This is a genomic window from Microcoleus sp. Pol1C5 (genome assembly GCF_036701115.1).
Classification (GTDB): Bacteria; Cyanobacteriota; Cyanobacteriia; order Cyanobacteriales; family Microcoleaceae; genus Microcoleus.
In genome coordinates, this window is record NZ_JAUBQE010000006.1 from 51,361 (window position 1) to 76,630 (window position 25,270).

Below are 25,270 nucleotides of genomic sequence, written 5' to 3' on the forward strand. Positions count from 1 at the left end.
ATCCTGTTGTGCGCTGTCTTGTTTCTTGACTTAGTATTTGATAATCTCCACATTAGGCAAAGGGAAGATTAGACCAACACCGCTTTTCAGTATTTCTTCCTCGCGCTTGAGAAATTCTTCCTTAAAATGCCACGGCAAGACTAAATAATAATCCGGCTTCATTGCCCTTGAATCCGCTTCGCTGACAATCGGAATGTCAGTACCGAGGGTATAAGCGCCGTATTTATCTGGGTTTCTCTCCGCCGCTACATCTATAATGCGATTGTCAATGCCGCACCACTGCAAAATTGTATTGCCTTTAGTCGATGCACCGTAAATGTGAATGCTCTTACCTTCTTTTTTCAACATTTTTAGCAGCGAAACTAACTGCTCTTTATGCACGTTGATCCTGTCTTGAAAATTTTTGTATGGTTTGTCGGTATCCAGCTCCATGTCAAATTCTGCCTGACGTAATAGCTTGATGCGCGTCACAGCTTCTTGTTTCTTGAAGGCAAAGTTGTCAAGATGGGTTGCATAACAGCGAATGCTACCGCCGTTGATGTCGTTAAGTACAGCATCTACTATTTTCAAGTCAGCTTGTTTCAGTATATATTCCAGCACTGCTAAACTGTAATATTCCAAATGCTCGTGACAAATTGTGTCGTAAGAATTCATCTTGAGCATGGATGGCATATAAGACATCTCAAAGACCCACAAACCACCAGGAGCAAGCGCTTTTTTGATTTCTTTGCAGAAGCTTACCGGATCTTCCAGGTCATAAAACATGGCGATTGACGTAATAATGTCAATTTTTTCGCCTTGTAAAACCTTCGTGAGTTCTTCTGAAGGAAAAATGTCTTGAATTGCAGTAATGTCTCCAGTTATTTCTTGAGCTACGTCAGACGGATCGACACCAAATTTGATGAAGTTTTGCGGATAGCACTTTAGTAAAGTGCCGTCATTACAGCCAATATCTAAAACACGAGCATTGCTTTTGCCAATCAGGGATGCTGCTTCTTCAGTAATTCCCTGCAAATGATTTCGCATGGTATCGTTCGTGCCGGAACGATACCAGTAGGCAGAATATAAAACTTCCGGCGGAACCGTATGTTCCATCTGTAATAAACCGCAGGCTTTCTCGTCTTTGGTGGGATCGCAACGCACTAGAGAAAGGGAAATTTTTCTCAGGGGTGGTTCTTCTTTCCCTGGCTTGACAAAGGAACCTTGCAAATGCTGTTCGCCTAAATTAATGACTGGGGTGAGGGCTGAAGAACCGCATACCCGACAAGTTTTACGATGACCTAAGTGCATTGTTTTACCTCTAAAATTAGTTATTTTTTTGAGAGCCTAGCTTTTCTACCAGTGCTTTGAAATTTCCATCTATTCCATCTATACACTTATTCCGTTCTAAGTTCAAAATCGCTAGCTGTTTGACAACTCGATCTTTTTCTGAGGCTGCCACTTTTTCAAACTCATAGACTTTTTCTTGTTCGTGCCACAAGTTGCAGTTAACTTGGGCGAGCTGCGAAAAGATTTCGCCTATGCTGCCAAGGACATCAGGCACATAATTGCCTTCTTGTTTATAAACTTTATTTGAGGCGAAAGTCAGGCGAGCGATCGGAATTTGACCCGATATAGCAGCGCTAATAAATTCGTTCATTTCCTGCTGAAGCTGTTTTTCTTGAACAGCAAGGCTCTTGAGTCTGATTTCGTCTTCGGAATGCCACTGTTTCAATTTAACAATTGTCAATTTGTCGCAGAGAGAGCCAAGTGTTTCTGCCATAGGTCAACTGTGATTAGTTTAAAAGAATCTAACTGAGGATGTTTGGCGATAGCTCGTTTTTTCTAAAGGAAGTTTCCGCACATCACGCTTTAACCCTCGCTCCTGCCTTCGCGCTCAGTCATACACTAAAGATTTTATCGTAGTTTTTACCGCCAAGCTACTAATATAGATCGTTTGCTAACAGACGAATACCCATTTCGGTTGTTCCCAGAATAGTACCTACTATTTTATACAACGTTTTTGCACGTACACAGGATTATTTTACATAGAAAACGCTGAGGATTGAGACATCCGATCGCAAGTACCTTTAACATCACTCTCTCTCGTTCAATTGACAAATTCAACGCTCTACTCGATCTCAGACATAGGTAGACTAAGAGAGCGAGGATTGGGATATATTTGCAACCCTCTGGGAGCGACAATCAAATCCAGCACCTCCATCACAATAGCACCGAGTAAAGCATACTTTTTCCCAGGTGGGACGATTGCTTCAAACCAACTTTTCCTACCGCACACTTCGACTTCAACCCCACCAACAATATCTCTTTCAGCAGTCTCCTCGTTAGCATACTTAACTATCCGCCTCCTAATCTTACGGAAGTTAAACTGTGGAGCAGTTGATTCTGGCAAAACTAGCATCGTCGCTCCTGTATCTACTTTTGCCTCCTGATCCACTATGTCGCTGTCAGTCAAAAAATTTCTAATTTTTAAGGTAGTGTAGGTAATTAGCATCGCTGCTCACTTCTTGGTTTCTACTAGATTAACTGAAAATTGCCCGCCGATCGCCGAAAACCTTGTGGGCTGGGGGGCGCCAAGTCTTGACAAAAATCATTTAATATTGTATTGATAACAGCAAATTCACAGACCGATGAGAAGTTCCGTTCCCGCGACCTCAGACCGCCACAGCATGGCCGGGAATCCTCACCACACAAAAACAAGTTACAATTACGTTAAGATTGATGAACATAATTAAAAATTCCCAAATCACAGGGACTAAAAATTAGGAGGATCGACCTCGGTGAATAAACGGTGGAGAAACGCTGGCCTGTACGCACTGCTGGCTATTGTAGTCATTGCCTTAGCAACGGCTTTTTTTGACAAACAGCCCCCAAGCCGCGAAGTTTGGAAGTACAGTCAATTCATTCAGGAAGTCGAAGGCAAGAGAGTAGACAAAATAAATATCAGTTCCGATCGCAGCAAAGCCCTGGTCACAGCCCAAGACGGCAACAAGGTACTCGTTAACCTGCCCAACGACCCCGAACTGATCAACATCCTGACCAAAAATAACGTAGATATTTCAGTTCTGCCACAAAGCGACGAAGGCTTCTGGGTAAAAGCCCTCAGCAGCCTGTTCTTCCCGATTCTGCTTTTGGTCGGACTGTTTTTCCTGGTGCGGCGCGCCCAAAACGGGCCCGGCAACCAAGCCATGAACTTCGGCAAATCCAAAGCTAGAGTCCAAATGGAGCCACAAACTCAGGTGACTTTCGGCGACGTGGCCGGCATCGAACAAGCCAAGCTAGAGCTCGCAGAAGTCGTGGACTTCCTGAAAAATGCAGACCGCTTCACCGCAGTCGGAGCAAAAATCCCCAAAGGCGTGCTGCTGGTCGGCCCTCCCGGAACTGGCAAAACCTTGCTGGCAAAAGCAGTGGCTGGAGAAGCAGGCGTTCCCTTCTTCTCGATTTCCGGTTCAGAATTTGTGGAAATGTTCGTGGGTGTCGGTGCTTCCCGCGTCCGCGACTTGTTTGAACAAGCTAAATCGAACGCTCCTTGTATCGTATTTATCGATGAAATTGACGCCGTAGGCCGCCAGCGGGGCGCTGGTTTGGGCGGTGGTAACGACGAACGGGAACAAACCCTGAACCAGTTGCTGACCGAAATGGACGGCTTTGAGGGCAATACAGGCATCATTTTGATTGCTGCCACGAACCGCCCCGATGTGCTCGATGCGGCGCTGCTGCGTCCGGGTCGCTTCGATCGCCAAGTTGTAGTCGATCGCCCCGACTTCGGAGGCCGCCTAGAAATTCTCAACGTTCACGCCCGCGGCAAAACTTTGTCGAAAGACGTTGACTTGGAAAAAATCGCCCGCCGGACACCCGGTTTTACCGGTGCGGATTTGTCCAACCTACTCAACGAAGCAGCAATTTTAGCCGCCCGCCGCAACTTGACAGAAGTCTCGATGGATGAAGTCAACGATGCGATCGACCGCGTGCTCGCAGGCCCGGAAAAGAAAGACCGCGTGATGAGCGAAAAGCGCAAAACGTTGGTAGCTTACCACGAAGCCGGTCACGCTTTAGTCGGCGCGCTGATGCCCGATTATGACCCCGTGCAGAAAATTAGCATTATCCCCCGCGGCCGCGCTGGCGGTTTGACTTGGTTCACACCAAGCGAAGATCGGATGGATTCTGGCTTGTATTCTCGGTCTTACTTGCAAAATCAAATGGCGGTAGCTTTGGGCGGCCGCATTGCTGAAGAGATTGTCTTCGGCGAAGAAGAAGTAACAACCGGTGCGTCGAACGACTTGCAGCAAGTGGCAAGAGTAGCGCGCCAAATGGTGACTCGCTTCGGAATGAGCGATCGGCTAGGCCCTGTAGCTCTCGGTCGCCAACAAGGCAATATGTTCATGGGTCGCGATATCATGGCTGAACGCGATTTCTCTGAAGAAACCGCAGCGACGATCGACGATGAAGTGCGTTTGTTGGTAGAGCAAGCTTACCGCCGCGCTAAAGATGTACTCGTCGGCAACCGCCACGTCCTTAATGCTTTGGCAGATATGCTAGTTGAAAAGGAAACTGTGGATGCGGATGAATTGCAAAATTTGTTAGCTAATAGCGATGTGAAAATGGCGACGATCGCCTAATCGATTTTACAATTTAGATTTGGGATTTTAGATTTAATCTAAAATTTGAAATCGATAATTGGGGTGATTCTGGGATTGTCTGGAATCGCCCCGATTTTTTTGTGGGCACACAGGAAGCAGCCAAAAAAAGCATTGGAGTAGCAAACCATGATCGTCACTGAAGATAGAGCGCGTGAACTTGCACTTGATTGGGTAGAAGCTTGGAATACTCATAACCTCGATCGAATCATGTCCCATTACGCAGAAGATGTAATTCTGATATCGCCTGTCGCAGCGCAACTGCTAAACGAACCATCTGGGACAGTGACAGGCAAAGAAGCGCTACGAAACTACTTCAAAAAGGGGCTGGAAGTTTATCCTGACCTCAAGTTTGAGTTGCTTGATGTGATGTGGGGAGTTTCCAGTGTTGTCCTTTACTACATCAACCAAAAAGGCACGAAGGCAGGTGAGTTTATGGAAGTCAGTTCAACTGGAGAAGTGACTAAAGTTGTTGCTCATTACAACGGGTAGAGCGAGGTTATGCAAATGGCGGTAATATGGATGGCACAACCGAGCGATGCTGAAGCTTTACTTACTCTCGCTAGCGAGTCAAACGCAGTCTACTCGCCTGTTGTGTAAAGAAAATAACGCAATTTTAACCGCCCCCTCGGAAACCCACGGAGGTGGGTTTTGTTTGTATAGATGCGGTTTCAACCGCTCGGTCTTCCGATATGAACTGTATTGAATTATCTGGGGGCAAAATCAGTTAGCATGAATCATCAATCTTGGTTGACACTACTAAAAAAACATCGGGCGATCGCAGTCATCCGTTCCTCAGATAAGGAAGTTGCTTGGCAGATGGCATCAGCGGTAGCAGCAGGCGGAATCCAGTTTATTGAAATTACTTGGAACACCCACAAAGTCGCTGAATTAATTGCCGAACTCCGGTCTGAATTCCCTACTTTTAGTATTGGTACTGGCACTTTATTAAACTTAGAACAGTTGCAACAAGCAATCGACTGCGGTGCTCAGTTTCTGTTTACTCCCCACACCGATGTAGCGATGATTAAAACAGCAGTTGACGCCGGAGTGCCGATCGTCCCCGGTGCTTTTTCTCCTACGGAAATTGTGACCGCGTGGCAAGCAGGCGCTACCTGCGTTAAAGTGTTTCCGATATCGGCTTTGGGAGGCGCGGCTTACCTGAAAAGCCTACAAGGCCCCCTGGGAAACATTCCTTTAATTCCCACGGGCGGGGTGACGCTGGAAAATGCGAAAGTATTTATTGACGCCGGGGCGATCGCCGTTGGTTTAGCCGGAGACTTATTTCCTAAACACTTAGTGGACAATCGCGATTGGCGCGCGATCGCCGCAATTGCCCGAACTCTCGCCCAAAACTTAACAACTTGTTAAGTCCAGTTTCCCAATCCAACATTTCAAATCTAAAATCTAAAATAGGACAAGCCAATCTAAAATCTAAAACCTAAAATCTAAAATAGTACGAGGTGTGAGAAATGAACAGCATTATCAACTCAACTTACTTCCGCCGCGCTGGAACTTTCTGTGCCGGCTGCGCCCTCACTTTTGCTACATTCTGCGGCGGTTCAATGACCGCATTGGCCAGCGAAGAACACAACATAATTGCCAATAAAATTATGCTGTTGCAGCAATCCAGCGAACGCTGGATTGAAATAGATTTGTCAAGACAAAGGTTAATAGCTTGGGAAGGAAATACACCCGTTTACGCGGTGATTATTTCCAGCGGCAAATCATCGACTCCCACCCGCACGGGAACCTTTGCCGTTGAAACCAAACACCGCGTTACTAGAATGACTGGGCCGGACTACGACGTGCCGGACGTTCCCTATACAATGTATTACGACGGAGGCATGGCAATTCACGGCGCTTACTGGCACAATTTGTTTGGCAATCCCGTTACTCACGGCTGCACAAATGTAGCTGTCAATCACGCTAAATGGCTATTTGAATGGGCCTCGGTGGGAACACCCGTGGTGGTACACAAATCTCAGGTTTAGGGCATTGGGCATTGGGCCTTGGGCATAGTCAAACACTATTCAATCTGTTAGAACCCCGACTTCTTTAAGAAGTCGGGGTTCTGGATATTATGTTTTTTTAGGTGTGCTTACTTAACTGCTGCTTTTAACAACAATCCCAATTGTATAAAACTTTACTAAAATATAATTCTCTGAGTGCTGATTCATCAATAAAAAAGTTACCTACACCACTGTCTCCCCACATGATATCTACTGTCTCATTGCAATCGGTATCCATTTGGAATAGAAGAATATCCGGCTTTTGTTTTTGATCGGAGTTACTATTATATTTTCTTACGTCGTCTTGTGTAAAATATGGATAACCACCTATTTTATGACCAAAGGAATTCGATATTTCTCGGTACTCATCCTCAATTTCAGGGTTCATAAATAACTCGTTAATTTCTTCTCCTAAAAGTTCAATAAATTGGTAGTCATTGGTACTAAGCGGCGCATATTTTTTAGTAAATTGCAAGCTGCAACAGCCACGAACAGGAAAATTTTCTAGTTCCGGCACAAAATCATAATTGGTAATGATGTTTTCAACTTGGAAGTCTGGCTGAGTAAAATAGATTATTTTGAATTTTTGCTCGACTGCGGGATTATCTACATTGGCGTAATTGCCGAAATCTAAACCATATAGGTCATCGTCTGCTATATAAAACTGCAAGATACCCCGATCGGGAAAACCATCTAAAGGCGGTATTTCATCAAAGTTGAGTTGCGCTAGGAAAAATAAATATTTACCGTCACAAGTTTTGGGATATTCAAAGCCTTTAGGTAAATAAGGAAATCCCCCAAACTTACTCTGCCACCAATTAACGTCATCATTATTCTGGGTTTGAATTTCGATGTAAGGTTTAATTGTAGCTTCAATTTTGTCGCGATACTTTTCTAATTCGGGAGAGAGGGGAAATTCTAGTTTATAGTTCATCTGCTTTTAACAATTTGTTTTGAAGGCAATCAGTAGGGTGCGCCGAAGCGCACCTTACCTGTAAAACCTATTCTTAACTTAGCTGCACCACGGGTTTATCCTCTAACAAAGTTTCATTTGTCAGCAAATCTTCCACGGTTATTCGCAAAAAGCGCTGTTCGTCAACGCGGAAGAAGATTTTGATGCGATCGCTCCCCGGATACCCAGGTGGCGTCAATTGCGCGATGCTGCGTGCTCCTTCTTTATCATTTAAGGGCTGTACCGATGTTTGACCTGTGAGTTGGCGAGTAATTAGTCTGTCGCCGTCAAAATATATCTCGGTGCCGCCAGTTTCCGCTCCCAATTCGCCGATAATTAATTCTATACTTGGCTGATTTTCTAAAGAAGCTCCCAAGACTAATTCTACCGGTTCGCTCATCGGATAGGACTGGCCGGATTTGATTAAACTGTGCCAACTGTGGCAATTGTCGCGGCGGTTCCAGTAGCGAATGCCGTAACTGTGATAGAGAAAATCTTTGATTTCTAGCCCTTGACTCAGTTGCAGAGCACCTTGGGCGATCGCCTCAAAGGGTTTGTCGCAGCGAATTTTTGCCGGCTCGAAATATTGCTCCACCCAACGCCCGACAGCGGGAATTTGTACAGTACCGCCAACTAGCAAAACTGCATCGATATCCCCAATTTCTAAGCCTTGACGCCGCGCTTGCTGCAATACTTGATTCATGCACTCGTCGAGTTTGTCAAAAAACTGATGTTCAGCGAGGATAGATTCAAAACGAGTTCGGTCTAATTCTAATTCGTAACTCTCAAAGTTTTCGTCATCAAAATAAACCTCAACTGCCTGATTCACTAAAGACAACTGAATCTTTAACCGTTCTGCCAATCTCGTTGTGATCGGAGATTTTGCCAGCCCTTTTGTTTTCACAAAATAGTCAACCAGCCAATTATCAATATCAGAACCGCCTAAATTTTGTCCTGCTTTAGCCAAAACCCGGGCAACTTTTGTTTTTTGCGATGAAGATTCAGCTAATAGTTTTTCGCCCCACTTGAGAATAAAACCAAGGGGCTTTTTGTCGGAGGAAGCGTCCAAACGCACCAAAGAAAGGTCTAGAGTTCCGCCGCCGAAATCAATGACTAACAGATTTTCGCGATCGGCCAAACCGTAACCCAAAGCAGCCGCCGTAGGTTCGTCCAACATCCGCACCTGTTCTACTTGGAGAGATTGAGACACTTTGCCCAACCAATGGCGGTAAGCTTCAAAACTATCTACCGGCACAGTAAAAATCAAAGAATCGATCGGCAAGGGCAGTTGGCGAATTGAATTAACAATTTGACTCAAATACCACTCACCTACTTGTTCAAAAGTAATAATTTTCCCGTCAAGTTCCGGCACAAAACCCTGAACTGAAGTGCCAATTCCCCGCTTAAAATTGCGAAAAAACCGAGAATCTCCACTCAAATCCCGGCCTTTATCGCGGACTTGCTGACCGAGTAAGACTTTACTTTGAGCAGCGTCCTCAACGTAGAGTAAACTAGGAATGAGGGGCGGATTTTGAGCCGAGATTGCCGACAATCCCGGTAATTGTAAAGTTTCGGGCTGCTGGAGGACTTGATTCCAGCGAGCGACGACGGTGTTGCTAGTTCCAAAATCAATTGCGATCGTCATTCAGCCAAAATACACAGCTACTAGGGATTTAATCATATTATGGTATTTCGAGTCACCAATGCCAACAGATTATCAAATTGTGCTTGAATAAAGACTTTTTTGCCACAAAAACTTCTTTAACGGCGGAGTCTTCAATTTTATGCAACTGTATATTTTTCGATGCCACAAATAAGCACCACTTTCATAAGCGGCACAAAACTCATACCATTTTAAATTTTAGATTGAAAAATGGAGAATGAATAACTGCATAAAGGTTTGGAGTACCGCCCTACAGTTACCTTGTTTTTTGAAAGTGGTAGCGCCTGTCTGCCGTGACCAATATTTTACCTTTGATCTTAATCCAATTTTCCAATGAAGCGTGAAAAATGCTGGATATGGGCGATCGCAAAAAAGCACTATTGGCTCTAACACTACTTGTCCCTGCTGCTAGTATTGGTATCATAGCAGGCTTGTATATTGCCCCGGAAAGCTGGGGGCAAACACTGTCAGTCTTGTGTCAAGTTTGGTTGCTGATTTTTCCGATGGCGTGGTCTGTTTTTGTCGATCGCAAAAAGCTGAGTTTCTCCCTACCCAAGCGCCAAGAATTGCTGGCTGGATCTATTTGGGGAATATTCATGTTTGCGGTGATTGTGGGTATCTATAGCCTCTTTGGGCAGCAGTGGATCGATCCTGTAGTTGCCAAAGAAAAAGCGCACCAATTAGGTATTACCAGCCCTACTATTTACTTGATTGTAGAAGCATATTTTGTGCTGGTTAACTCGCTGATTGAAGAATTTACTTGGCGGTGGTTTGTCTGCAAGAAATGCCAGATTCTCATACCGGGAACAAAAGCAATATTTCTGAGTTCGCTATTTTTCACAATCCACCACATTTTTGTAATAGCAGCTTACAGCGACTGGCAGGCTGTTCTCTTAGGTTCCTTAGCTGTCTTCACCGCCGGGATAATTTGGTCTCAGTCTTATCTGACTTACCGTTCGCTTTGGCCTAGTTATATCAGCCACGCGATCGCAGATTTAGCCCTAGCAACTATTGCTTGGCAAATCCTCTTTAACTAGCTGCTTTTTCAGCGACTATCGCAGGCAATTCTACAGTAAAATTTTATCTTTTGCCCAACTCACTCTCCTGATTAATCTCTCCCCCCATCATCCGGACGGCGTGCCACTGCCGCAGGCATCGTACACCCTGATAAATTGTAAGCTTTTGCAAGGTATTTGTGGCTGTAGCTGCGCTTCATGCCAACTAGCAGCGACAACTGTTTGCTGGCATTCATGCTGATTGTACTGGTTTCTTGACTGATGCTGTGCAATAATCGAACGTTCATATCTTCCCACCGGCAGATGATTTTCGTTAAGGTATCTGCTTTAAATTCAAAGTTTTGTTTTGCTGCGATCGCATAATTTTAGCTGCATGAAAACTGGCCAACATATCGCTATCAGCATCGGTGGTAGATCCCCCAAGATTACACCGATTGTCATCCGCAATTGCAAACTTAGGAAAAATGATGCTTTCATAACATGAAATTTTTTGTACGCGAAATCGTTTGATACATACCACGAAGTTGCTGCTACTGCTTAGGAGTCAAGGTTTGCACGATATAGGCAGATCCACCTTGAGTATTCCTTTGATCTTTATAGGGTCATTTGATAATTTGCTGCTGAATTATTTTTACGGTAATTACTTAGACAGGAATTGGGCAGTAACGCTACATATACTCTGCCCCGCAGTGTCAGTCTCTTTTGGGAAATTTTTCAGGCGATCGCCTTTTATTAACAAATTTAAAACTCAGGCAGCTAATTAAATTTATATCGGTGAAACTCTATGTTCTGTAGCAGGATTGGGAAACCTATTTTTTCAAACAGTGGACGCATCAACTGGGTTTTTACACGAACATACGACAAGTGAGGGCGAGGGATATCGCTTGAAAAACAGGCTTTATTTCCTCATTCGCACGTCCACGACGGTGATTCGCGCGATCGCGCCCCTGCTGGTATCTGAGAAAACTACCATGTCTGAATCCTGACAAAATAGGATATTGTATCAAGCAATACCTAGAGGACTGTTACCAAAAAATCCCAGCTACCGATGGATGTTTATATCTATTCCAGCGATGGAGGACTCAACATTCTCAAGGTAAGAATCTCTCTCTTTAATTCTGTATAAAATTTTGCCAAACGCGATGTCAATCTACTGAATTTTGTTGCAAATGTTACCTTTATTCCACCTTGAAATTTGGGTGATATTCGGTTTACCGTACATCCTTGTCTGTTTGAGACTAAATGATGTAATCTTTAACATACGGTGTTGTCTAGCTTGGTGTTTGTCGCGAAAAAAGCTACTATTTCATGAGGTATCTATCTTCAGGATGAAATTTCGCTTACCTGCAAATTATCCCTCTAGGAACTGTTTCGCGATCGCATCAATCTTTATTATCAATGCAACGACAGTGAAGTTTTGGCAGATAGATATTGGGGTGTTGCGAACAGTCGGTCGGTTGGATTCTATGTAAACACCAGGAAAGCGGTAATTAATATTCACCCGCCCCTCTTTCCTTTTGGGCTCTAACATCAGTGCTGGTAGCAGTGCCGAATGCGATTCCAAGTCTTAAGCGGGACTTAAAAATGAAAATCACCTTTGTTCTCCCTACTCTGTCTCTGACTGGTGGAATACGAGTAATATCTATTTTCGCAGAACTTTTAAGAAAGCGAGGACACTCCGTGTTCGTCATCTCTGTAGCCCGTCCCCAGCCGAGTATGCGCCAGCAAGTCAAGTCGCTGCTGCGGGGAGGGGGTTGGATTTCCCCACCTGAAAACGAACCCTCATTTTTCGATAACTTAGGTGTAGAACACAAAATTACCGATCGCTACCGCCCGGTAGAAGACAAAGATGTACCTGACGCTGACGTAGTAGTTGCAACCTGGTGGGAAACCGCCGAGTGGGTAGCTAAACTATCTCCTAGCAAAGGAGCAAAAGCTTATTTTATCCAGCACCACGAAATTTTTGACTATCTACCTCAAGGAAGAGTAGAAGCAACTTGGATGCTGCCCATGCACAAAATTACGATTTCTGAGTGGTTAGTTGAGCTAGCTAGGACTAAATATGGCGATCGTCAAGTTTCCTTAGCTCCTCCTACCGTGGACACGAAGCAATTTTACGCCTGTCCTCGCAACAAACAATCGGTTCCTACAGTTGGTCTAATGTACTCTACAGTCTACTGGAAAGGAACTGACATCGCCCTCAAAGCTTTTTCCCTAGCGGCCGAAAAGATCCCCAACCTGCGTCTGGTTGCCTTCGGTACAGAGGCCCCATCCCCGGAATTGCCACTACCGGCAAATGCCGAGTATGTAATTCAACCCGACCAAGACAAAATCAAAGACTATTACAGCAAATGCGATGCATGGCTGCTGGCGAGCCGCTCAGAAGGCTTCGGCTTGCCTATTATCGAAGCAATGGCGTGCCGCACTCCCGTCATCAGTACCCCAGCAGGCGCTGCTCCTGAAATTTTGAGCGGGGGTACTGGCATACTTGTAAGACCTGAAGATCCCCAAGAAATGGCAAAAGCCATAGAGTCTATCTGTCAGTTGCGAAATTCCAAGTGGCAAGCCATGTCTGAAGCCGCCTATGCCAAGGTGAACAATTATACGTGGGAAGATGCCACGGATCATTTTGAAGCCGGCTTGAAAGTTGCTATAGACAAATCTAAACAGCGCGACGTTAAGATAGTTTCGTTTTCTCCCTATGGAAAAATTCCGGTTGGCTAACTGCTGCAATTTGAAATTCGGCGCTACCCGCGTTTTCGGCGCCGGATTTCTGGGCAGAAACTCAATATCCTTTGGTGGAGTGCTTCTGCCACAAGTAAAATAAATTGCCCGTGTCCTGTTTTCTACGCAGCAGTCTCGAAAGGAATTCTGAGCGCAGCGAGGAAGGAATACTGGTTATAAATTGATCGGCCAAAATCTGAACTAGAGTGCAACGGAGGTTTTAAGCCTGGCTCCGTTACACGTTAAACTTGTCTAGTCGTCAAACATCTGCCAATTTGTAATTGGGAAAAGTCCCTGACGACAAAGTAAGATCGATCGGCTCGACTATCGAGTTACGATCGCCTCCAGCACAGATCCGCACCCCGCAGACAAGCCAAACAAAGGCTGGTAAGTGCCAACTTGCTTTAAGGATAAGGAGGAGTTTTAACCAGTATCCATCTTCAGCAGCTATTCAGGAAAATTACTTTTGTCGTGCCTACCTTTAGTCTTAAAGGTGGCATGAGGGTGTTATCTATCTACACAGAACTGCTGCAAAAGAGAGGACACAAAATATTTATTGTCTCTATGCCCCTGTCGCAACCGACTTTAATCCAACAATTGCGATCGCTGCTGAGGGGTAGGGGTTGGCAGTCCGCTCCTAAAACACAAAAGTCTAACTTTGACAAGGTGGATGTCGAAAGTCGAGTTATCGAAACCAACCGTCCAATTACTGACCTTGAGGTACCTGATGCCGATATTGTCATGGCTACTTGGTGGGAAAATGCCGAGTGGGTGGCAAAACTCTCTCCCAGGAAAGGAACGAAAGTATATTTTTTGCAACATTATGAGGCTTTTGACTACGTACCAAAAGGTCGAGTAGAGGCAACTTGGCGGCTGCCGATGCACAAAATCGCTGTGGCCCAGTGGCTGGCCGACATAGCTCGGAATGAATACGGCGAGTTGTCTGTATCTCTTGTCCCTTCTACGGTGGACACCAAACAGTTTTACAACCCCCTGTCGCGAGGGAAGCAGCCCCGAGACAAGCAATTAGTTCCCACAGTCGAGCTGTACTATACTACAAGTCCTTTGAAAGGCTGCGATATTGCGCTAAAACCTTTCTCTCTAGCTGCTAAAAAATTCCTAACGTTCGTTTAGTTGGATTTGGTTCCGGCCACGATAGTTCTCATCCCAATTTGCTGCATGAGGGTACTGAGTATAATAAAGAACCTACTCAAGACCAACTAACAGATTTTTACAGCAAATGCGATGCTTGGGTGTTTTCCAGCAGATCCGAAGGCTTCGGCTTGCCAGTTTTAGAAGCTATAGCTTGCGGCACTCCAGTCACTGGCACTCCTTCTGGTGTGGCTCCGGAACTACTTGCTGGCGGGGGTGGCATACTTGTCAAGCCAGAAAACCCAGAGAATATGGCAAAAGCGATCGAGCAGATTTGTCAGTTGTCTGATGCCGAATGGCGCGCAATGTCCGAGACTGCTTTGGAAAGGGTGATAAATTATACTTGGGAGGATGCAACTAATCTCTTCGAGGCGGCACTGTACACTGCTTTGGAACGTTAGGCACAATTAACGAACAAGACGTAAAATTGAGGTTGATGTAAAAGATTGGGGTGGGGCGATCGTTTAAACGAGAATTTTTATCGGGCAATTTGAGTTGTCTTTCTATAATTTTACTGCCAAAAAATACCTATGGTTGCATTAATCCCACTTGCTATGTTCGGCTTTATTCCAGTCGTTTTTTACCTGTTTGTGAGGTTTCCGGCTCAACGGGCAGTAATTATAAGTTTTGTGGCAGCGTGGCTTTTTTTACCGCAAGCTTCTTATCCCATCCCCTCATTGCCACCGTATACCAAAATCTCTGCCGCTTGCTACGGCATTTTGCTGGGGACTCTGATCTACGATACTGCGCGCCTCACATCTTTTAAGCCTGGTTGGCTGGACGTGCCAATGGTAATTTACTGTTTGTGTCCAATTGTTTCACAAGTTAGTAATGGCGGCAGCCCGATTTCTCCGACTATCAACCAAATCGTTACTTGGGGTCTGCCTTATTTTTTAGGACGCTTGTATGTGGGCAATTTAGACGGGCTGCGACAATTGGCGATCGGAATTTTTGCAGGTGGGTTAGCCTACATTCCTTTTACTTTAGTTGAAGGAGTTAGGGGCCCAATTCTCCACCAAATGATTTACGGCGTCAATGCCTTTGACGACTGGGGTCAAGCAAGGCGTTTGGGGGGGTGGAGACCAGTAGTGTTTATGCAGCACGGTTTGATGGTGGGCCTGTGGATGATGACAGCCGCCTTAATTGCTCTTTGGCTGTGGCAAACTGGGACGCTTAAAAAGTTTATGGGTCGTAACATCAAGACTTTAGCAATTATATTAATAATCGCTTTTTTCCTGTGCCGTTCTACAGGCGCCTACAGTTTATTTGTAATGGCGTTGCTAGTATTATACTCTGCCAAGTTTTTTCGCACCTCTTTGCCATTGCTATTTATAATTGGATATATAGTGTTTTATCTGTATGTGGCTGCATCGGGTCAATTTTCGAGCAAAGACGTGATTGGATTCATCAATCAAGTATTTGGCGAAGAACGAGCCGCCTCTTTGAAGTTTAGATTTGACAATGAAGAGATATTGGGGGAAAAGGCGCGACAAAGATTTATGTTTGGCTGGGGAGATTCGGGCGGAAACCGCGTGTATAACGAATACGGTGATGATATCTCAGTCACCGACAGCTTATGGATTATTGCATTTGGCATCAACGGTGCAGTCGGTTTAGTTAGTTTATTTTCTTCATTGTTACTTCCTGTTATCGTCTTTTCCGTATTCAAATATCCCGCCCGAACCTGGTCTAATCCCAAAGTGGCACCTGCCGCCGCCCTGGGAATAGCCTTAACTATGTACGTGTTTGACTGTGTTTTGAATGCTATGACTAACCCGATTTTTGCGCTGATTGCAGGAGGAATATCAGGTCTGGTCTTAAAAGCTCCAGAAAGTCTTAAGGCCAAGAAAACCAGTTCCCCACCAAGAAGACAGTCGCTGGTTCACCAAAAATCAGGATGATTTTCGGAAATGCGATCGCTGCTTCACTTCAAGCTTGACACTATCTTGCCAGTCCTGGAGACAACAGCTAAAAAATCTACCACTTTTGGATGAAATCCAGTTCAGAAGTGGCGAGATAATTCTCACTAGGTTAAAATTTTAATCTCATAAACTCTTTTTTACATTCATTTGCAATGCTTCAACAAGTATTAGCACGGGATGGCTTTTTTCTTGAAACTGTGTTGCGAGTTATAAACTTAGAAAACGGGCTTTATACACTTTTTCTAAAACGAGCTGATTCTTTACATAATCTTTAAAAATACTCACTAGACAGGCAGGGTGTAGGAGGATATACTGATAAAAGTATGTTCACTGAAGCACCCAGCTAGTTAAAACACGAAACTGTATTGTGGGTGATAATAGTTTGAGTTGTAGTTTAATATAAAGCGGGAAGGGCATCATAAATGAAAACAGTTAATTTATTGAATGTCTCGATAGATAACTTGTCAATCACAGAGTTGTTTGAAAAACTCGACGGCGAAGGTGGTGTCGTATTTACACCCAATGTAGACCACTTGATTAAGTTGCAGTATGACCGCGACTTCTATGAAGCTTACAATACATCTACTTATAGAGTCTGCGACAGTCAAATATTGATGTATGCCTCCAAGTTTTTGGGTACTCCTCTCAAAGAAAAAATTTCTGGTTCTGATTTGTTCCCTGCATTTTATATGTATCACAAAGATAACGAGAAGATTAAAATATTTTTGCTAGGAGCTGCTGAAGGTATTGCTAGGAAAGCCCAGGAAAAAATTAACCAAAAAATTGGAAGAGAAATAGTAGTTGAAGCACTTTCTCCTTCTTTTGGCTTTGAAAAAAATGAAGAAGAATGTGAAAAAATAATTGACGAGATAAATAAATCAGGAGCTACTGTTCTCGCCATAGGAGTGGGAGCTCCCAAGCAAGAGAAGTGGTTGATTAAATACAAGAGCAAATTAACACACGTCAAAATATTCTTAGCCGTAGGTGCAACCATCGATTTTGAAGCTGGTTGCAAAGCAAGAGCTCCCAAATGGATGAGCGAAGTCGGCATAGAATGGGCGTACCGACTGTTAAGTGAACCGAGAAGGTTGTGGAAAAGATATTTGATTGAAGGTTTGCCTTTTTTCCGATTAATCTTAGAACAAAAATTAGGGTTTTATAAAATGCCTTTCATGGACAGCAAAACCACCAATCTAAAATGGGAAGGTGGCTCCTAAAAATGGCAGCGACAAATCTCTAGCGTAAATTAAGCTGAGTATCAGAGAAAGTGCGTTTGGCTTCCAGGCAAGACTGATGCCATCTGTGGATAGTCCGATCGCACTTTATCTCAAAATAATTCATTTTTGCTTTCAAGTCCAGGTAAAATCGGAAAGAAACCTTTTGTGGAAAATCCTAATTAGGGATGCAACCGATGAATCTGCCTTCTTTCTTGTGGTTGTGGAAAATCGCGGCTTGGTCAATGGGTGTTTCCCTGTTGGCTTACCTGTTGCTGGCCGTTACTGGAACGTGGATGTTTGCCGCTAGGAGTACCAAACAACCGCGCCCAAAATGGCTGCGTCCCTTTCATTTAGCCACTGGTGCGGGGATGGCGACTTTGGTAATTTTACTGCTGGGAATTGGTGTAGTCGGTACGCTAGGATACTACGGCAATTTGGGTCACTCGGCTCATTTACCTGCCGGGTTAGCTGTTGTGGCTTTGGTGTTGGTTTCTGTTGGAAGCGGGCTGCAAATTGGTCCTAAACATCCTTGGGCGCGTCCCCTCCACATCGGCACTAATTTGGCTTTGTTTGGGGGATTTGTGACTGTGTTGCTCACAGGATGGACGATCGTACAAAAGTATTTGCCGAAAGTTTGAAACCTGTCTATTTGACCTCAAACTATACCAAATGTTCGAGGGAAAACATATATTTAAGGTGCGCTGCAGCGCACCCTAGGTTTAATTTTTTTGCGTGAGTCCGCTTTGGGTGATGAATTCTAAAATATGCTGCGCGGTAGTCTGTGGCTTTTCTAAGTGGGGAACGTGCCCGCAGTCGGGTATCCAGATTAGTTGAGAATTTGCGATCGCCCTTGCAAACTTTTCCGCATCCGCCGTCCCCAAAATCCGGTCTTGTTTTCCCCACAAAATCAGAGTCTGCTGCTGAATTTGCGATAATTTTTCCCCAAAACCTCCGTAACCGCCGCTTTTGGTAAACGCAATTAAAGCTTGATTCCAGTTGGGCATTTCCAAGTGCAAAGCAGCACAAGTTTGAGCGTCTTGAGAAGCCAAATTTTTATCGAAATAAGCATTGACGCTAATTCGCTGGCGAATTTTGGGATTGCGTAAAAATGAAGTTGCCAGATACCCTAAAGGAGGAATTAAAAACTTTCCCTTATTAGAACTGATGGCAAAACCTGCGCTATCTATTAACACTAATTGTTTCACAGCTTCGGGATAATTGAGAGTGAAATCAATGGCTGCTGCACCTCCCATTGAAGCACCGACTAAGATTACAGGCTGCGAAATTAGCGTTTTCCAAAAATAGTAAAGATGACTTTCAATTGCCCTCGCGCTGAATGCCAAACCAGCCGCTCTTTCTGTAAAGCCAAAACCTAACAAATCAACCGCCCAAGTTTCATTTTCAGCAGCTAGCAGCGGCAACAGGCGCCGGAATTCAAACAAGGAACTGTCGAAGCCGTGAATTAGCAAAATCGGTGTGTTGCCCCTGCCTTGGCGCACGTAGGTTGTGGCAATTGGCTCAGAAGATAGGGGAGTTGTAATGGCCTCTCGCTGAATGCTTTGGGCTAAGGCAATTGAGGTAGATTCTGTGAGTTGTGCGATCGATTTTGGCAGAAAACTTGCTGGCATAATTCTTGATAAATTGTGAATCGGTAGGGGCGATGCCACTCTGTCCGCCCTAACATTTAAGTATATATGTTTGCTCGATCGCTATTTTAGGAGTTCGGGCAAGTCCTTAAAATTCGATCGATACTCAGTATCCTTCAGCCCAGTTTAAGGCTGAGTTTGTTAACAAGATGTTAAAATATTTTATAATCGTTGTTAATAATTGCTGTTTAATCTACCCTTACCTTCCTCTGCGTTAAGACCGTCTCTGCAGTTTATTCACAAAAACTAATTGACAAATATAATAAAATTAGCCTACCATTTACTCAAACATCTGAATATATTTTAAATATTTTTTACAGTTATTCTAAAATATCAAAAAGAGACTGAGGATAACTCAAAGTCCATACCTCAAAATCCTAGCAAATAAAATTGGCAGCATGGACTGGAACAACTGCGCCAAAAAAGTCGAAGCCTGTATGCAAAAATTGCCATGAATTACGGAAATTAATCTAGTATTTGCCACATTAAGTTTCGATAAATTGAACAACGAATAGCAAGCTTCACCTAAAACTTAAAATTTAAAATTGGTTGGTGGCTGTGTACATATAGCCAAAAGTTGAGTATTTTTTCGCCCACTTGTTCAGGATAGAAGTGGTGAAAGAAATGTCTACCGTCTTGACATTCCCAAAGCATATCGCCTTTTTTAAGAAATTTCGACCAGCGACGCATGACAACAGGAGATACCAGAAAATCAGTTTTGCTGCTGCATATTAACAAAGGTACTTCTACACCTTCATCGTGGGAATTACTAATCCTAAATAAGGAGTGAGGACAAGGAGAACAGGCTAAGTCATTCTCAAAATATGATATGAATTTTTGATGGATAATTTGATTTTGGCATCCCAGCATATCGCCTACTATTTGATTCAAAACTTGTTTGCGACTCCGGGGAAAAGCTGAAAGATACGTATAGTAATGTGCTTGCCAATTAATAGCAGATGGCAAACCCACAGATAAAAGTCCCAAAGAACGTACTTTGTGAGGATAGCGGCGCGCATACATTAAACCAACTAATCCGCTGGTACTGTGGCCCATGAGATGAATTGGGCGATCGCGCAATGTTAAAAAATCGTGCAAAAGTTCAACAGCCATATCTAAAGAGCAAGCTTCGTCTTCAGTTTGTTGGTATTCCCATATCTGCACGGGTACAGAATCATTTAAGTAGGAAAGCAGCGTTCGATCGAAGAATTGCAAACTCGGACTTACACTTAACCAAAGCACGTCTTCTGAACTAAACTTCATTTATTTTAAGTTGGATATCGAGTTATTCACAATTATAATTTATAGCCGTTCTCAGAAAGATGAGGTACTATAGGGCATATGACATAGGGCATACCTCACTTTTTTGAGAACCGCTGTATTTGCTAGATTTTCGGGGCGGGTTGAGTGCGTAATTTTGATTTTCGCACATCATCTAATTGCCAAACCCGCCCTACCGTGAAGTCTACAAGCTAAATTCTCTCTTGAGTTGAGATACCCAAGATTTGATGCGCGATTCCGTCAGATCGGATTGGTTGTCTTCATCAATAGCAAGACCCAAAAACTTGCCATCAGCTACAGCTTTAGACTCATTAAAATCATAGCCATCTATCGGCCAATAACCAACTGTTTCACCGCCCTGTTCAGAAATCTTTTCAGCCAAAATCCCCATTGCATCCATAAAATTATCCGGGTAGCCTTCTTGGTCGCCAGTTCCCACGTAAGCTACTTTTTTGCCACTAAAATCAATATCATCAAGTTCAGGCCAAAAACCTTCCCAGTCGCTTTGCAATTCGCCGATATTCCAAGTCGGACAAGCGATAATCAGACATTCGTATTCCGCAAAATCATCATTTTCAACGCTGCCGATATCGTGCAAGGTCACGATATCGCCACCAAATTCATCTCGAATCATTTCAGCTACAGACTCAGTTTTCCCAGTTGTAGTTCCGTAGAAAAGACCAATTGATTTCGACATTGTTACTCCGAAGGTGAAATTTGATAGTGCTTGAAAATTATTTTTTTTGAGTCAGGATTTGGCATTTCCTGCCTGCAATTCAGACAAAAACAGTAGACACGGTTGTGGCGAACCTGAGAAATTAGGGAGTCGAGGCAGCAAGGACACTGTTTTTTCATCTACTTAAAGTTGAAAATTCATTAACCAAGCTGACTCACTCAGATCGGGGTCTGGTTCGCAGTCAATTAGTAACAAATTCAGCGTCGTTTGTACTTTTAGACTGCGCGGGATGCCGGCGGGTACAAACACAAATACTCCCGGTGTTAAAGTGACTGTTTGATCGCACACCGTGAGAGTTCCCACTCCTTCTAAGACGGCGATGGTTACATCTTTAAACTTATCGAGGTCAGGTATTTCGGAATTTTTACCCAAACTCATCAGTTTTTGGCTGTCGGCTGGTTGTCCGTCGCTGATTGGCGAGGCTGACGCGGAAACTATTGCTGCTGTCACGGTGATTGACCTCCAGGTACTGTTAACTTCCGGCAGTTATTGCAATTAATATTCAATAAGCTACCATGCAATCTAGATAAATTGTCAACAGTTAAACATTAAGTTTTGTTGCGACCGGTCGTGTATCTGGGTTGAAAAGCAGCCTTTGCACCCGTAAATTGAGACAGAGCGGTCATTTGGGTCAAACAAACTGCGATTGGCGATTCGGTTCACGCCAAAATACTTGCTAATAATTATCATTTAACTTTAAAACACTCATCAGTCATCATAGGACTTACGCAGAAACCGGGTTTGATCGACGAAAATATTGCATCCCGGCCTTTGACACTGATGAAAAACCCGGTTTCTTTAGTATTTATCCGTAAGTTCTACATCAGTCAACAGTTAACAAACAGCCCACCGCCAACAGTCAACAGTCAACACACTACTTCTTCGCCCCAACGCCAACATACATAATCGACTTATCCTCATTAATTTGGATTTTAAACAACCCTGATTTTTTGTAATCCATATAGTTAGCTAGATTAGATGTTAGAGTTTGAGATACTTGTTTTAAAATACCCGCCGAAGGAAACACCTGCTTGCCGCGTGTAAAATCTTCCCAAAACCCGTGCATTGTGGCTAACATAGCGCCAATTTCGCCAAACATATCAAAACCTTTAATTTGAATATTGCCAAAACCAATATCCTGCATTACCACAGATAGTTCCTCCGGGGTAATAAATTTTTCCCAATCGTGAACGCCCCGCCTAATTTCCTGCAAAATATTTTCCATCAGTCCTATCATCACAATTTGCGAGGAAAAAGTTCGGTTGATTGTATCAAAAAAGAACAGTCCCCCAGGCTTCAGAATCCTGTGCACCTCAGACACAACTTTTTTGTAATCGGCCACGTGTTCCAAAACATCCACGCAGATTACAACATCAAAGGTATTGTCGTCGTAGGGCATATTTTCGGCAAAGCCTTGCCTGTAGTCAATCTCAAAACCGCTGGTAACTGCGTGATTTTGAGCTGCTACAATACATTTGTCCGATCGATCTATTCCAGAAACAATAGCGCCTCTCTCGGCCATAAACTCGCAAGAAAAGCCGCCGCCGCACCCGACATCTAAGGTTTTCAGCCCTTGCCAGTTAGTCGCGTGTTTGTCGAAGAACTCAAATCTGGGTTTGTTTAGGTGGTATAAAGCATAAATTTTAGCATTTTCGTCCCACCAATTATCGGCATTTTCATCATAAAATTCTAAATCATTTTTTACTTCTGTTTTCTGCACGATTTTCTCAGTCCTGATTAGTGGAAAATATATATGGCGATTGCACATTTGCGGGATTTTATAGGACGCCTATACACCTAATTTTTGTAAAAAAACCGAGGTTTCGTGACAAATTCGCAGGCAGACACCAGGTTCCTGAATCCGCGCGCGTAACTTCTATTTTATCGTTAGTTGTGAATCGCCACAGTTTTTTATTATAATAGCTCTGGCATAAATTTCAACCAGATGGATCGCGTTTCTATTATCATCCCAGCCCTCAACGAAGCGACTTGTCTGCAACGCACCCTCCGCCAACTCAGCATCCTTAATCCTCCCGCTTGGGAAGTGTTGGTGGTAGACGGCGGCAGTCAAGACGAAACAGTGGCGATCGCACTTTCCGCCGCCACCCGCGTTATTTCTAGCAGTATAGCCGGACGATCCCTGCAAATGAATTTAGGTGCTCAAGTAGCCACCGGTGAAATTCTGTGCTTTCTCCACGCCGATACTTTAGTTCCCGACGACATTGTAGCAGTCATCCAGAAAACTTTGTCCGATGCCGAAATTTCCGGCGGCGGGTTTATCTCCCTGATGGCTGGTTCGCAGCAAATAAGGTGGGGTTTTTCCCTCCACAATTACCTGAAAACTTATTACGCGCCGCTGTTATTTCGACCTCATTTATTTTTCAAAGGATTGCGCCTGCTGTTTGGCGACCAAGTTATTTTTTGTCGCCGTACCGATTTTTGGGAATGCGCCGGTTTCGATGCAGCGCTGCCAATTATGGAGGAAGCGGATTTGTGTTTGAAGTTAGTGCGACGGGGGAAAATTAAGTTAGTCAATCGGGTAGTGGAAAGTAGCGATCGTCGAGTGGCGAATTGGGGCGAATTTAAAGCTATTGCTATCTATCTTTCCATTGGTTTTTTGTGGGGTTTTGGCGTTTCTCCCCGCTATCTCAAGCAGTTTTATGAAGACATCCGCTGAAACACAAAATTTGATTAAATTCCCAGAATGTACTGGCTGTAATTTTTGGGCATAACTTTCTACAACAGATAAATAATCGCCCAACAACCGTACAAATGACCTCTCACTAAAAAGCAGAGTTTCAGCAGCGGAGATACGAGGCTAATAAACTTATAAAACGCTAACAAAACCTATTTCACTACCGTCTAATCCAGGAGATATAAAGGTAATGAATAAGCAGACAATATTGTGATTAACCCAGATACTCTATCTACAGAAAAGTGCGATACTCTTAGAAAATGCGAGGATGGACAATACGAACAAAATTGCGTATCTTTGAGAAGATATTTAAAAAAAAGAGCGGAGAAACCATCCCTCCGAATTAAGTCCACTTATCAGGTAATATTCCCAAATGCTAGCTAGATAAAATGCGAAAAAAAATCTACCTCAATTAGGTAGACTTTTAGAAATTTTCAAGCAATGAGTTCACTGTTGGCTAACCGTTGTTGTGATGGATGTGCGACGTAGAAACACTATCCAACTGATCGCGCCCGTTGCGGATCACGCGCAGCATATCGCTCAACTTGTGCTCGATATTATCGAGCACTTGGTCGGCATAATCATCGGCTCCGTTTTGAATTTCCTCGCATTCAGCCATCGCCCTGACTCTCATCTCTTCCAATTCCTCTTGAGCCTGGTAGCGAATTTGTTCGACTTCCGCCAGCGTGGCCTGCTGAATTGCCTCGCAGTCGAGCAAAACTTGCTGGCGCAACTGATCTGCCTCTATCTTGGCCTGCTGAAGCAGGCCCATATCGTTTAAAATTTCTGCTGCTCTCTGTTCTGCTGCTTCTATCACTTCCTGAGCGTAAAGTTCCGCCTCTTGAAGCAAGTCGTCCTTGTGCCGGATGATTGTCTCGGCTTCCTGAAAGGCGATCGGCAAATTTAGCCTCACCAAGTCTAACTGATCGAGCAACTGTTCTTCATCCACCAGAGTGCGTCTGGTCATGGGAATTCGTGGACTGTCGAGAACAATTTCCTCAAGCCGGTTCAATTCCCGCTGGATGTCTACTCCTGCGGTTCGGGTGGGGTCTCCGAAGGCGGATGTGTTCTGAGGCGATTCGTTCTCAGTGCCGCGTCCGGTACTGTCGGGTTCGATGCGAGTTGGTTCCTGCTGGCGTAACATTTGTAAATATCTAGGGCGACGTGTTTCGGAACAAGATGATCTACGGAGCCACCAAACTTGGCTATTTCTTTAACTACACTACTACTTAAAAAGCTGTACTCGTTAGAAGTTGCCAAAAAAACTGTTTCAATTTCACCCAGAAGGGTTTTATTGGTGTGGGCCATCTGGAGTTCCATTTCAAAATCTGTTAATACCCGGAGCCCCCGCAGCAGCACTTTGGCTTGTCGAATCTTAGCATAGTTTACTGTCAAACCCTCAAAACTGTCTACTTCTACATTTGGCAAGTGTTCGGTAGAGCGCAGGATCTGCTCGATCCGTTCCTCTACGGTGAAGAGAGGGGTTTTGCTGGGGTTTCTGACTACCGTAACAATTACCCGATCGAACAGTTTAGATCCCCGCTCAATAATGTCTGCGTGACCGAAGGTAATGGGGTCAAAGCTGCCTGGATAGATTGCAATCACGAGTTTGGCTCA

The 25,270-nt window shown here is 44.1% G+C and carries 25 protein-coding genes; 12 read left to right on the forward strand and 13 right to left on the reverse strand.

The window, feature by feature from the left end:
• Positions 1-30: 30 nt before the first annotated feature.
• The 3 genes from QUA23_RS05065 to QUA23_RS05075 all read right to left on the reverse strand — a co-directional run bounded on the left by QUA23_RS05065 (position 31) and on the right by QUA23_RS05075 (position 2,494).
• The gene (locus tag QUA23_RS05065; RefSeq protein WP_333074524.1) at positions 31-1,290 is read right to left on the reverse strand and encodes a class I SAM-dependent methyltransferase; all 1,260 of its coding nucleotides are present in this window, start codon (positions 1,288-1,290) and stop codon (positions 31-33) included.
• Positions 1,291-1,306: 16 nt separating this feature from the next.
• Positions 1,307-1,762, reverse strand: coding sequence for a hypothetical protein (locus QUA23_RS05070; protein WP_333074527.1), 456 nt, complete (start codon positions 1,760-1,762; stop codon positions 1,307-1,309).
• Positions 1,763-2,110: 348 nt separating this feature from the next.
• Positions 2,111-2,494 (reverse strand): hypothetical protein, encoded by a 384-nt coding sequence (locus QUA23_RS05075; protein WP_333074529.1) that lies wholly within the window; start codon positions 2,492-2,494, stop codon positions 2,111-2,113.
• Positions 2,495-2,780: 286 nt separating this feature from the next.
• Here QUA23_RS05075 and ftsH3 point away from each other — a divergent pair, with 286 nt between their 5' ends.
• From ftsH3 to QUA23_RS05095, 4 genes are all read left to right on the forward strand, one after another.
• Entirely contained in the window at positions 2,781-4,619 is a 1,839-nt protein-coding gene (gene ftsH3, locus QUA23_RS05080) for an ATP-dependent zinc metalloprotease FtsH3 (protein WP_006633639.1), read from the forward strand.
• Positions 4,620-4,766: 147 nt separating this feature from the next.
• A complete protein-coding gene (locus QUA23_RS05085; protein WP_333074531.1) occupies positions 4,767-5,129 on the forward strand; it encodes a nuclear transport factor 2 family protein in 363 nt (120 codons plus the stop codon).
• Positions 5,130-5,369: 240 nt separating this feature from the next.
• Positions 5,370-6,008 carry a bifunctional 4-hydroxy-2-oxoglutarate aldolase/2-dehydro-3-deoxy-phosphogluconate aldolase gene (locus QUA23_RS05090; protein ID WP_333074532.1) on the forward strand — a complete coding sequence of 213 codons (639 nt, stop codon included), beginning with the start codon at positions 5,370-5,372 and terminating at the stop codon, positions 6,006-6,008.
• A 101-nt stretch (positions 6,009-6,109) separates the two neighbouring features.
• Positions 6,110-6,631, forward strand: a complete 522-nt coding sequence (locus QUA23_RS05095; protein ID WP_333040548.1) for a L,D-transpeptidase — start codon at positions 6,110-6,112, stop codon at positions 6,629-6,631.
• Positions 6,632-6,755: 124 nt separating this feature from the next.
• Here the strand turns inward: QUA23_RS05095 and QUA23_RS05100 are convergent, their stop codons facing one another.
• Both QUA23_RS05100 and QUA23_RS05105 read right to left on the reverse strand, forming a co-directional pair.
• The gene (locus tag QUA23_RS05100) at positions 6,756-7,583 is read right to left on the reverse strand and encodes a DUF1963 domain-containing protein (protein ID WP_333074534.1); all 828 of its coding nucleotides are present in this window, start codon (positions 7,581-7,583) and stop codon (positions 6,756-6,758) included.
• 73 nt (positions 7,584-7,656) lie between these two features.
• Entirely contained in the window at positions 7,657-9,246 is a 1,590-nt protein-coding gene (locus tag QUA23_RS05105) for an Hsp70 family protein (protein WP_333074535.1), read from the reverse strand.
• A gap of 374 nt (positions 9,247-9,620) precedes the next feature.
• On the opposite strand from QUA23_RS05105, the gene QUA23_RS05110 reads away from it, so the two are divergent.
• Complete coding sequence (locus tag QUA23_RS05110) at positions 9,621-10,301, forward strand: CPBP family intramembrane glutamic endopeptidase (protein ID WP_333074537.1); 681 nt, start codon at positions 9,621-9,623, stop codon at positions 10,299-10,301.
• A 71-nt stretch (positions 10,302-10,372) separates the two neighbouring features.
• Here QUA23_RS05110 and QUA23_RS05115 read toward each other — a convergent pair whose 3' ends face one another.
• Positions 10,373-10,567 carry a hypothetical protein gene (locus QUA23_RS05115; protein WP_333074538.1) on the reverse strand — a complete coding sequence of 65 codons (195 nt, stop codon included), beginning with the start codon at positions 10,565-10,567 and terminating at the stop codon, positions 10,373-10,375.
• Between the two features lie 1,297 nt (positions 10,568-11,864).
• Between QUA23_RS05115 and QUA23_RS05120 the strand changes: the two genes are divergently transcribed.
• The 6 genes from QUA23_RS05120 (at position 11,865) to QUA23_RS05145 (ending at position 17,933) form a co-directional block, all read left to right on the forward strand.
• Complete coding sequence (locus QUA23_RS05120) at positions 11,865-13,004, forward strand: glycosyltransferase family 4 protein (protein WP_333074541.1); 1,140 nt, start codon at positions 11,865-11,867, stop codon at positions 13,002-13,004.
• 471 nt (positions 13,005-13,475) lie between these two features.
• Positions 13,476-14,138 carry a hypothetical protein gene (locus QUA23_RS05125; RefSeq protein WP_333074542.1) on the forward strand — a complete coding sequence of 221 codons (663 nt, stop codon included), beginning with the start codon at positions 13,476-13,478 and terminating at the stop codon, positions 14,136-14,138.
• A gap of 38 nt (positions 14,139-14,176) precedes the next feature.
• On the forward strand, positions 14,177-14,557 hold the full coding sequence (locus QUA23_RS05130) for a glycosyltransferase (protein WP_333074544.1): 381 nt from the start codon (positions 14,177-14,179) through the stop codon (positions 14,555-14,557).
• A 129-nt stretch (positions 14,558-14,686) separates the two neighbouring features.
• A complete protein-coding gene (locus QUA23_RS05135; RefSeq protein ID WP_333074545.1) occupies positions 14,687-16,057 on the forward strand; it encodes an O-antigen ligase domain-containing protein in 1,371 nt (456 codons plus the stop codon).
• 443 nt (positions 16,058-16,500) lie between these two features.
• On the forward strand, positions 16,501-17,295 hold the full coding sequence (locus QUA23_RS05140; RefSeq protein WP_333074546.1) for a WecB/TagA/CpsF family glycosyltransferase: 795 nt from the start codon (positions 16,501-16,503) through the stop codon (positions 17,293-17,295).
• 194 nt (positions 17,296-17,489) lie between these two features.
• Positions 17,490-17,933: a DUF4079 domain-containing protein gene (locus QUA23_RS05145; RefSeq protein ID WP_333067855.1), complete on the forward strand. Its 444-nt coding sequence runs from the start codon at positions 17,490-17,492 to the stop codon at positions 17,931-17,933.
• Positions 17,934-18,014: 81 nt separating this feature from the next.
• On the opposite strand, the gene QUA23_RS05150 is transcribed toward QUA23_RS05145, so the two are convergent.
• The 5 genes from QUA23_RS05150 to ubiG all read right to left on the reverse strand — a co-directional run bounded on the left by QUA23_RS05150 (position 18,015) and on the right by ubiG (position 22,678).
• Positions 18,015-18,923 (reverse strand): alpha/beta hydrolase, encoded by a 909-nt coding sequence (locus QUA23_RS05150; RefSeq protein WP_333074548.1) that lies wholly within the window; start codon positions 18,921-18,923, stop codon positions 18,015-18,017.
• 543 nt (positions 18,924-19,466) lie between these two features.
• Positions 19,467-20,204: an alpha/beta hydrolase gene (locus QUA23_RS05155; protein WP_333040565.1), complete on the reverse strand. Its 738-nt coding sequence runs from the start codon at positions 20,202-20,204 to the stop codon at positions 19,467-19,469.
• Positions 20,205-20,406: 202 nt separating this feature from the next.
• On the reverse strand, positions 20,407-20,919 hold the full coding sequence (fldA, locus tag QUA23_RS05160; RefSeq protein WP_333074549.1) for a flavodoxin FldA: 513 nt from the start codon (positions 20,917-20,919) through the stop codon (positions 20,407-20,409).
• Between the two features lie 162 nt (positions 20,920-21,081).
• On the reverse strand, positions 21,082-21,408 hold the full coding sequence (locus QUA23_RS05165) for a cupin domain-containing protein (RefSeq protein WP_333059683.1): 327 nt from the start codon (positions 21,406-21,408) through the stop codon (positions 21,082-21,084).
• A gap of 424 nt (positions 21,409-21,832) precedes the next feature.
• Positions 21,833-22,678 carry a bifunctional 2-polyprenyl-6-hydroxyphenol methylase/3-demethylubiquinol 3-O-methyltransferase UbiG gene (gene ubiG, locus QUA23_RS05170; RefSeq protein WP_333074551.1) on the reverse strand — a complete coding sequence of 282 codons (846 nt, stop codon included), beginning with the start codon at positions 22,676-22,678 and terminating at the stop codon, positions 21,833-21,835.
• 225 nt (positions 22,679-22,903) lie between these two features.
• Between ubiG and QUA23_RS05175 the strand changes: the two genes are divergently transcribed.
• Entirely contained in the window at positions 22,904-23,635 is a 732-nt protein-coding gene (locus QUA23_RS05175; RefSeq protein WP_333074553.1) for a TIGR04283 family arsenosugar biosynthesis glycosyltransferase, read from the forward strand.
• A gap of 475 nt (positions 23,636-24,110) precedes the next feature.
• On the opposite strand, the gene QUA23_RS05180 is transcribed toward QUA23_RS05175, so the two are convergent.
• A complete protein-coding gene (locus QUA23_RS05180; RefSeq protein ID WP_333067804.1) occupies positions 24,111-24,797 on the reverse strand; it encodes a DivIVA domain-containing protein in 687 nt (228 codons plus the stop codon).
• Positions 24,680-25,258, reverse strand: a complete 579-nt coding sequence (gene coaD / locus QUA23_RS05185; protein ID WP_333040577.1) for a pantetheine-phosphate adenylyltransferase — start codon at positions 25,256-25,258, stop codon at positions 24,680-24,682. Before coaD ends, QUA23_RS05180 begins: the two co-directional genes overlap by 118 nt.
• Positions 25,259-25,270 lie beyond the last annotated feature (12 nt).

Coding starts and splice junctions, on each gene's coding strand:
- QUA23_RS05115 (WP_333074538.1), bottom strand. CDS start 10,567: ATGAACGTTCGATTATTGCACAGCATCAGTCAAGAAACCAGTACAATC.
- QUA23_RS05090 (WP_333074532.1), top strand. CDS start 5,370: ATGAATCATCAATCTTGGTTGACACTACTAAAAAAACATCGGGCGATC.
- QUA23_RS05120 (WP_333074541.1), top strand. CDS start 11,865: ATGAAAATCACCTTTGTTCTCCCTACTCTGTCTCTGACTGGTGGAATA.
- QUA23_RS05065 (WP_333074524.1), bottom strand. CDS start 1,290: ATGCACTTAGGTCATCGTAAAACTTGTCGGGTATGCGGTTCTTCAGCC.
- QUA23_RS05075 (WP_333074529.1), bottom strand. CDS start 2,494: ATGCTAATTACCTACACTACCTTAAAAATTAGAAATTTTTTGACTGAC.
- QUA23_RS05175 (WP_333074553.1), top strand. CDS start 22,904: ATGGATCGCGTTTCTATTATCATCCCAGCCCTCAACGAAGCGACTTGT.
- QUA23_RS05070 (WP_333074527.1), bottom strand. CDS start 1,762: ATGGCAGAAACACTTGGCTCTCTCTGCGACAAATTGACAATTGTTAAA.
- QUA23_RS05110 (WP_333074537.1), top strand. CDS start 9,621: ATGGGCGATCGCAAAAAAGCACTATTGGCTCTAACACTACTTGTCCCT.
- QUA23_RS05155 (WP_333040565.1), bottom strand. CDS start 20,204: ATGAAGTTTAGTTCAGAAGACGTGCTTTGGTTAAGTGTAAGTCCGAGT.
- QUA23_RS05150 (WP_333074548.1), bottom strand. CDS start 18,923: ATGCCAGCAAGTTTTCTGCCAAAATCGATCGCACAACTCACAGAATCT.
- QUA23_RS05105 (WP_333074535.1), bottom strand. CDS start 9,246: ATGACGATCGCAATTGATTTTGGAACTAGCAACACCGTCGTCGCTCGC.
- QUA23_RS05135 (WP_333074545.1), top strand. CDS start 14,687: ATGGTTGCATTAATCCCACTTGCTATGTTCGGCTTTATTCCAGTCGTT.
- QUA23_RS05095 (WP_333040548.1), top strand. CDS start 6,110: ATGAACAGCATTATCAACTCAACTTACTTCCGCCGCGCTGGAACTTTC.
- QUA23_RS05085 (WP_333074531.1), top strand. CDS start 4,767: ATGATCGTCACTGAAGATAGAGCGCGTGAACTTGCACTTGATTGGGTA.
- QUA23_RS05145 (WP_333067855.1), top strand. CDS start 17,490: ATGAATCTGCCTTCTTTCTTGTGGTTGTGGAAAATCGCGGCTTGGTCA.
- QUA23_RS05100 (WP_333074534.1), bottom strand. CDS start 7,583: ATGAACTATAAACTAGAATTTCCCCTCTCTCCCGAATTAGAAAAGTAT.
- fldA (WP_333074549.1), bottom strand. CDS start 20,919: ATGTCGAAATCAATTGGTCTTTTCTACGGAACTACAACTGGGAAAACT.
- QUA23_RS05180 (WP_333067804.1), bottom strand. CDS start 24,797: ATGTTACGCCAGCAGGAACCAACTCGCATCGAACCCGACAGTACCGGA.
- QUA23_RS05140 (WP_333074546.1), top strand. CDS start 16,501: ATGAAAACAGTTAATTTATTGAATGTCTCGATAGATAACTTGTCAATC.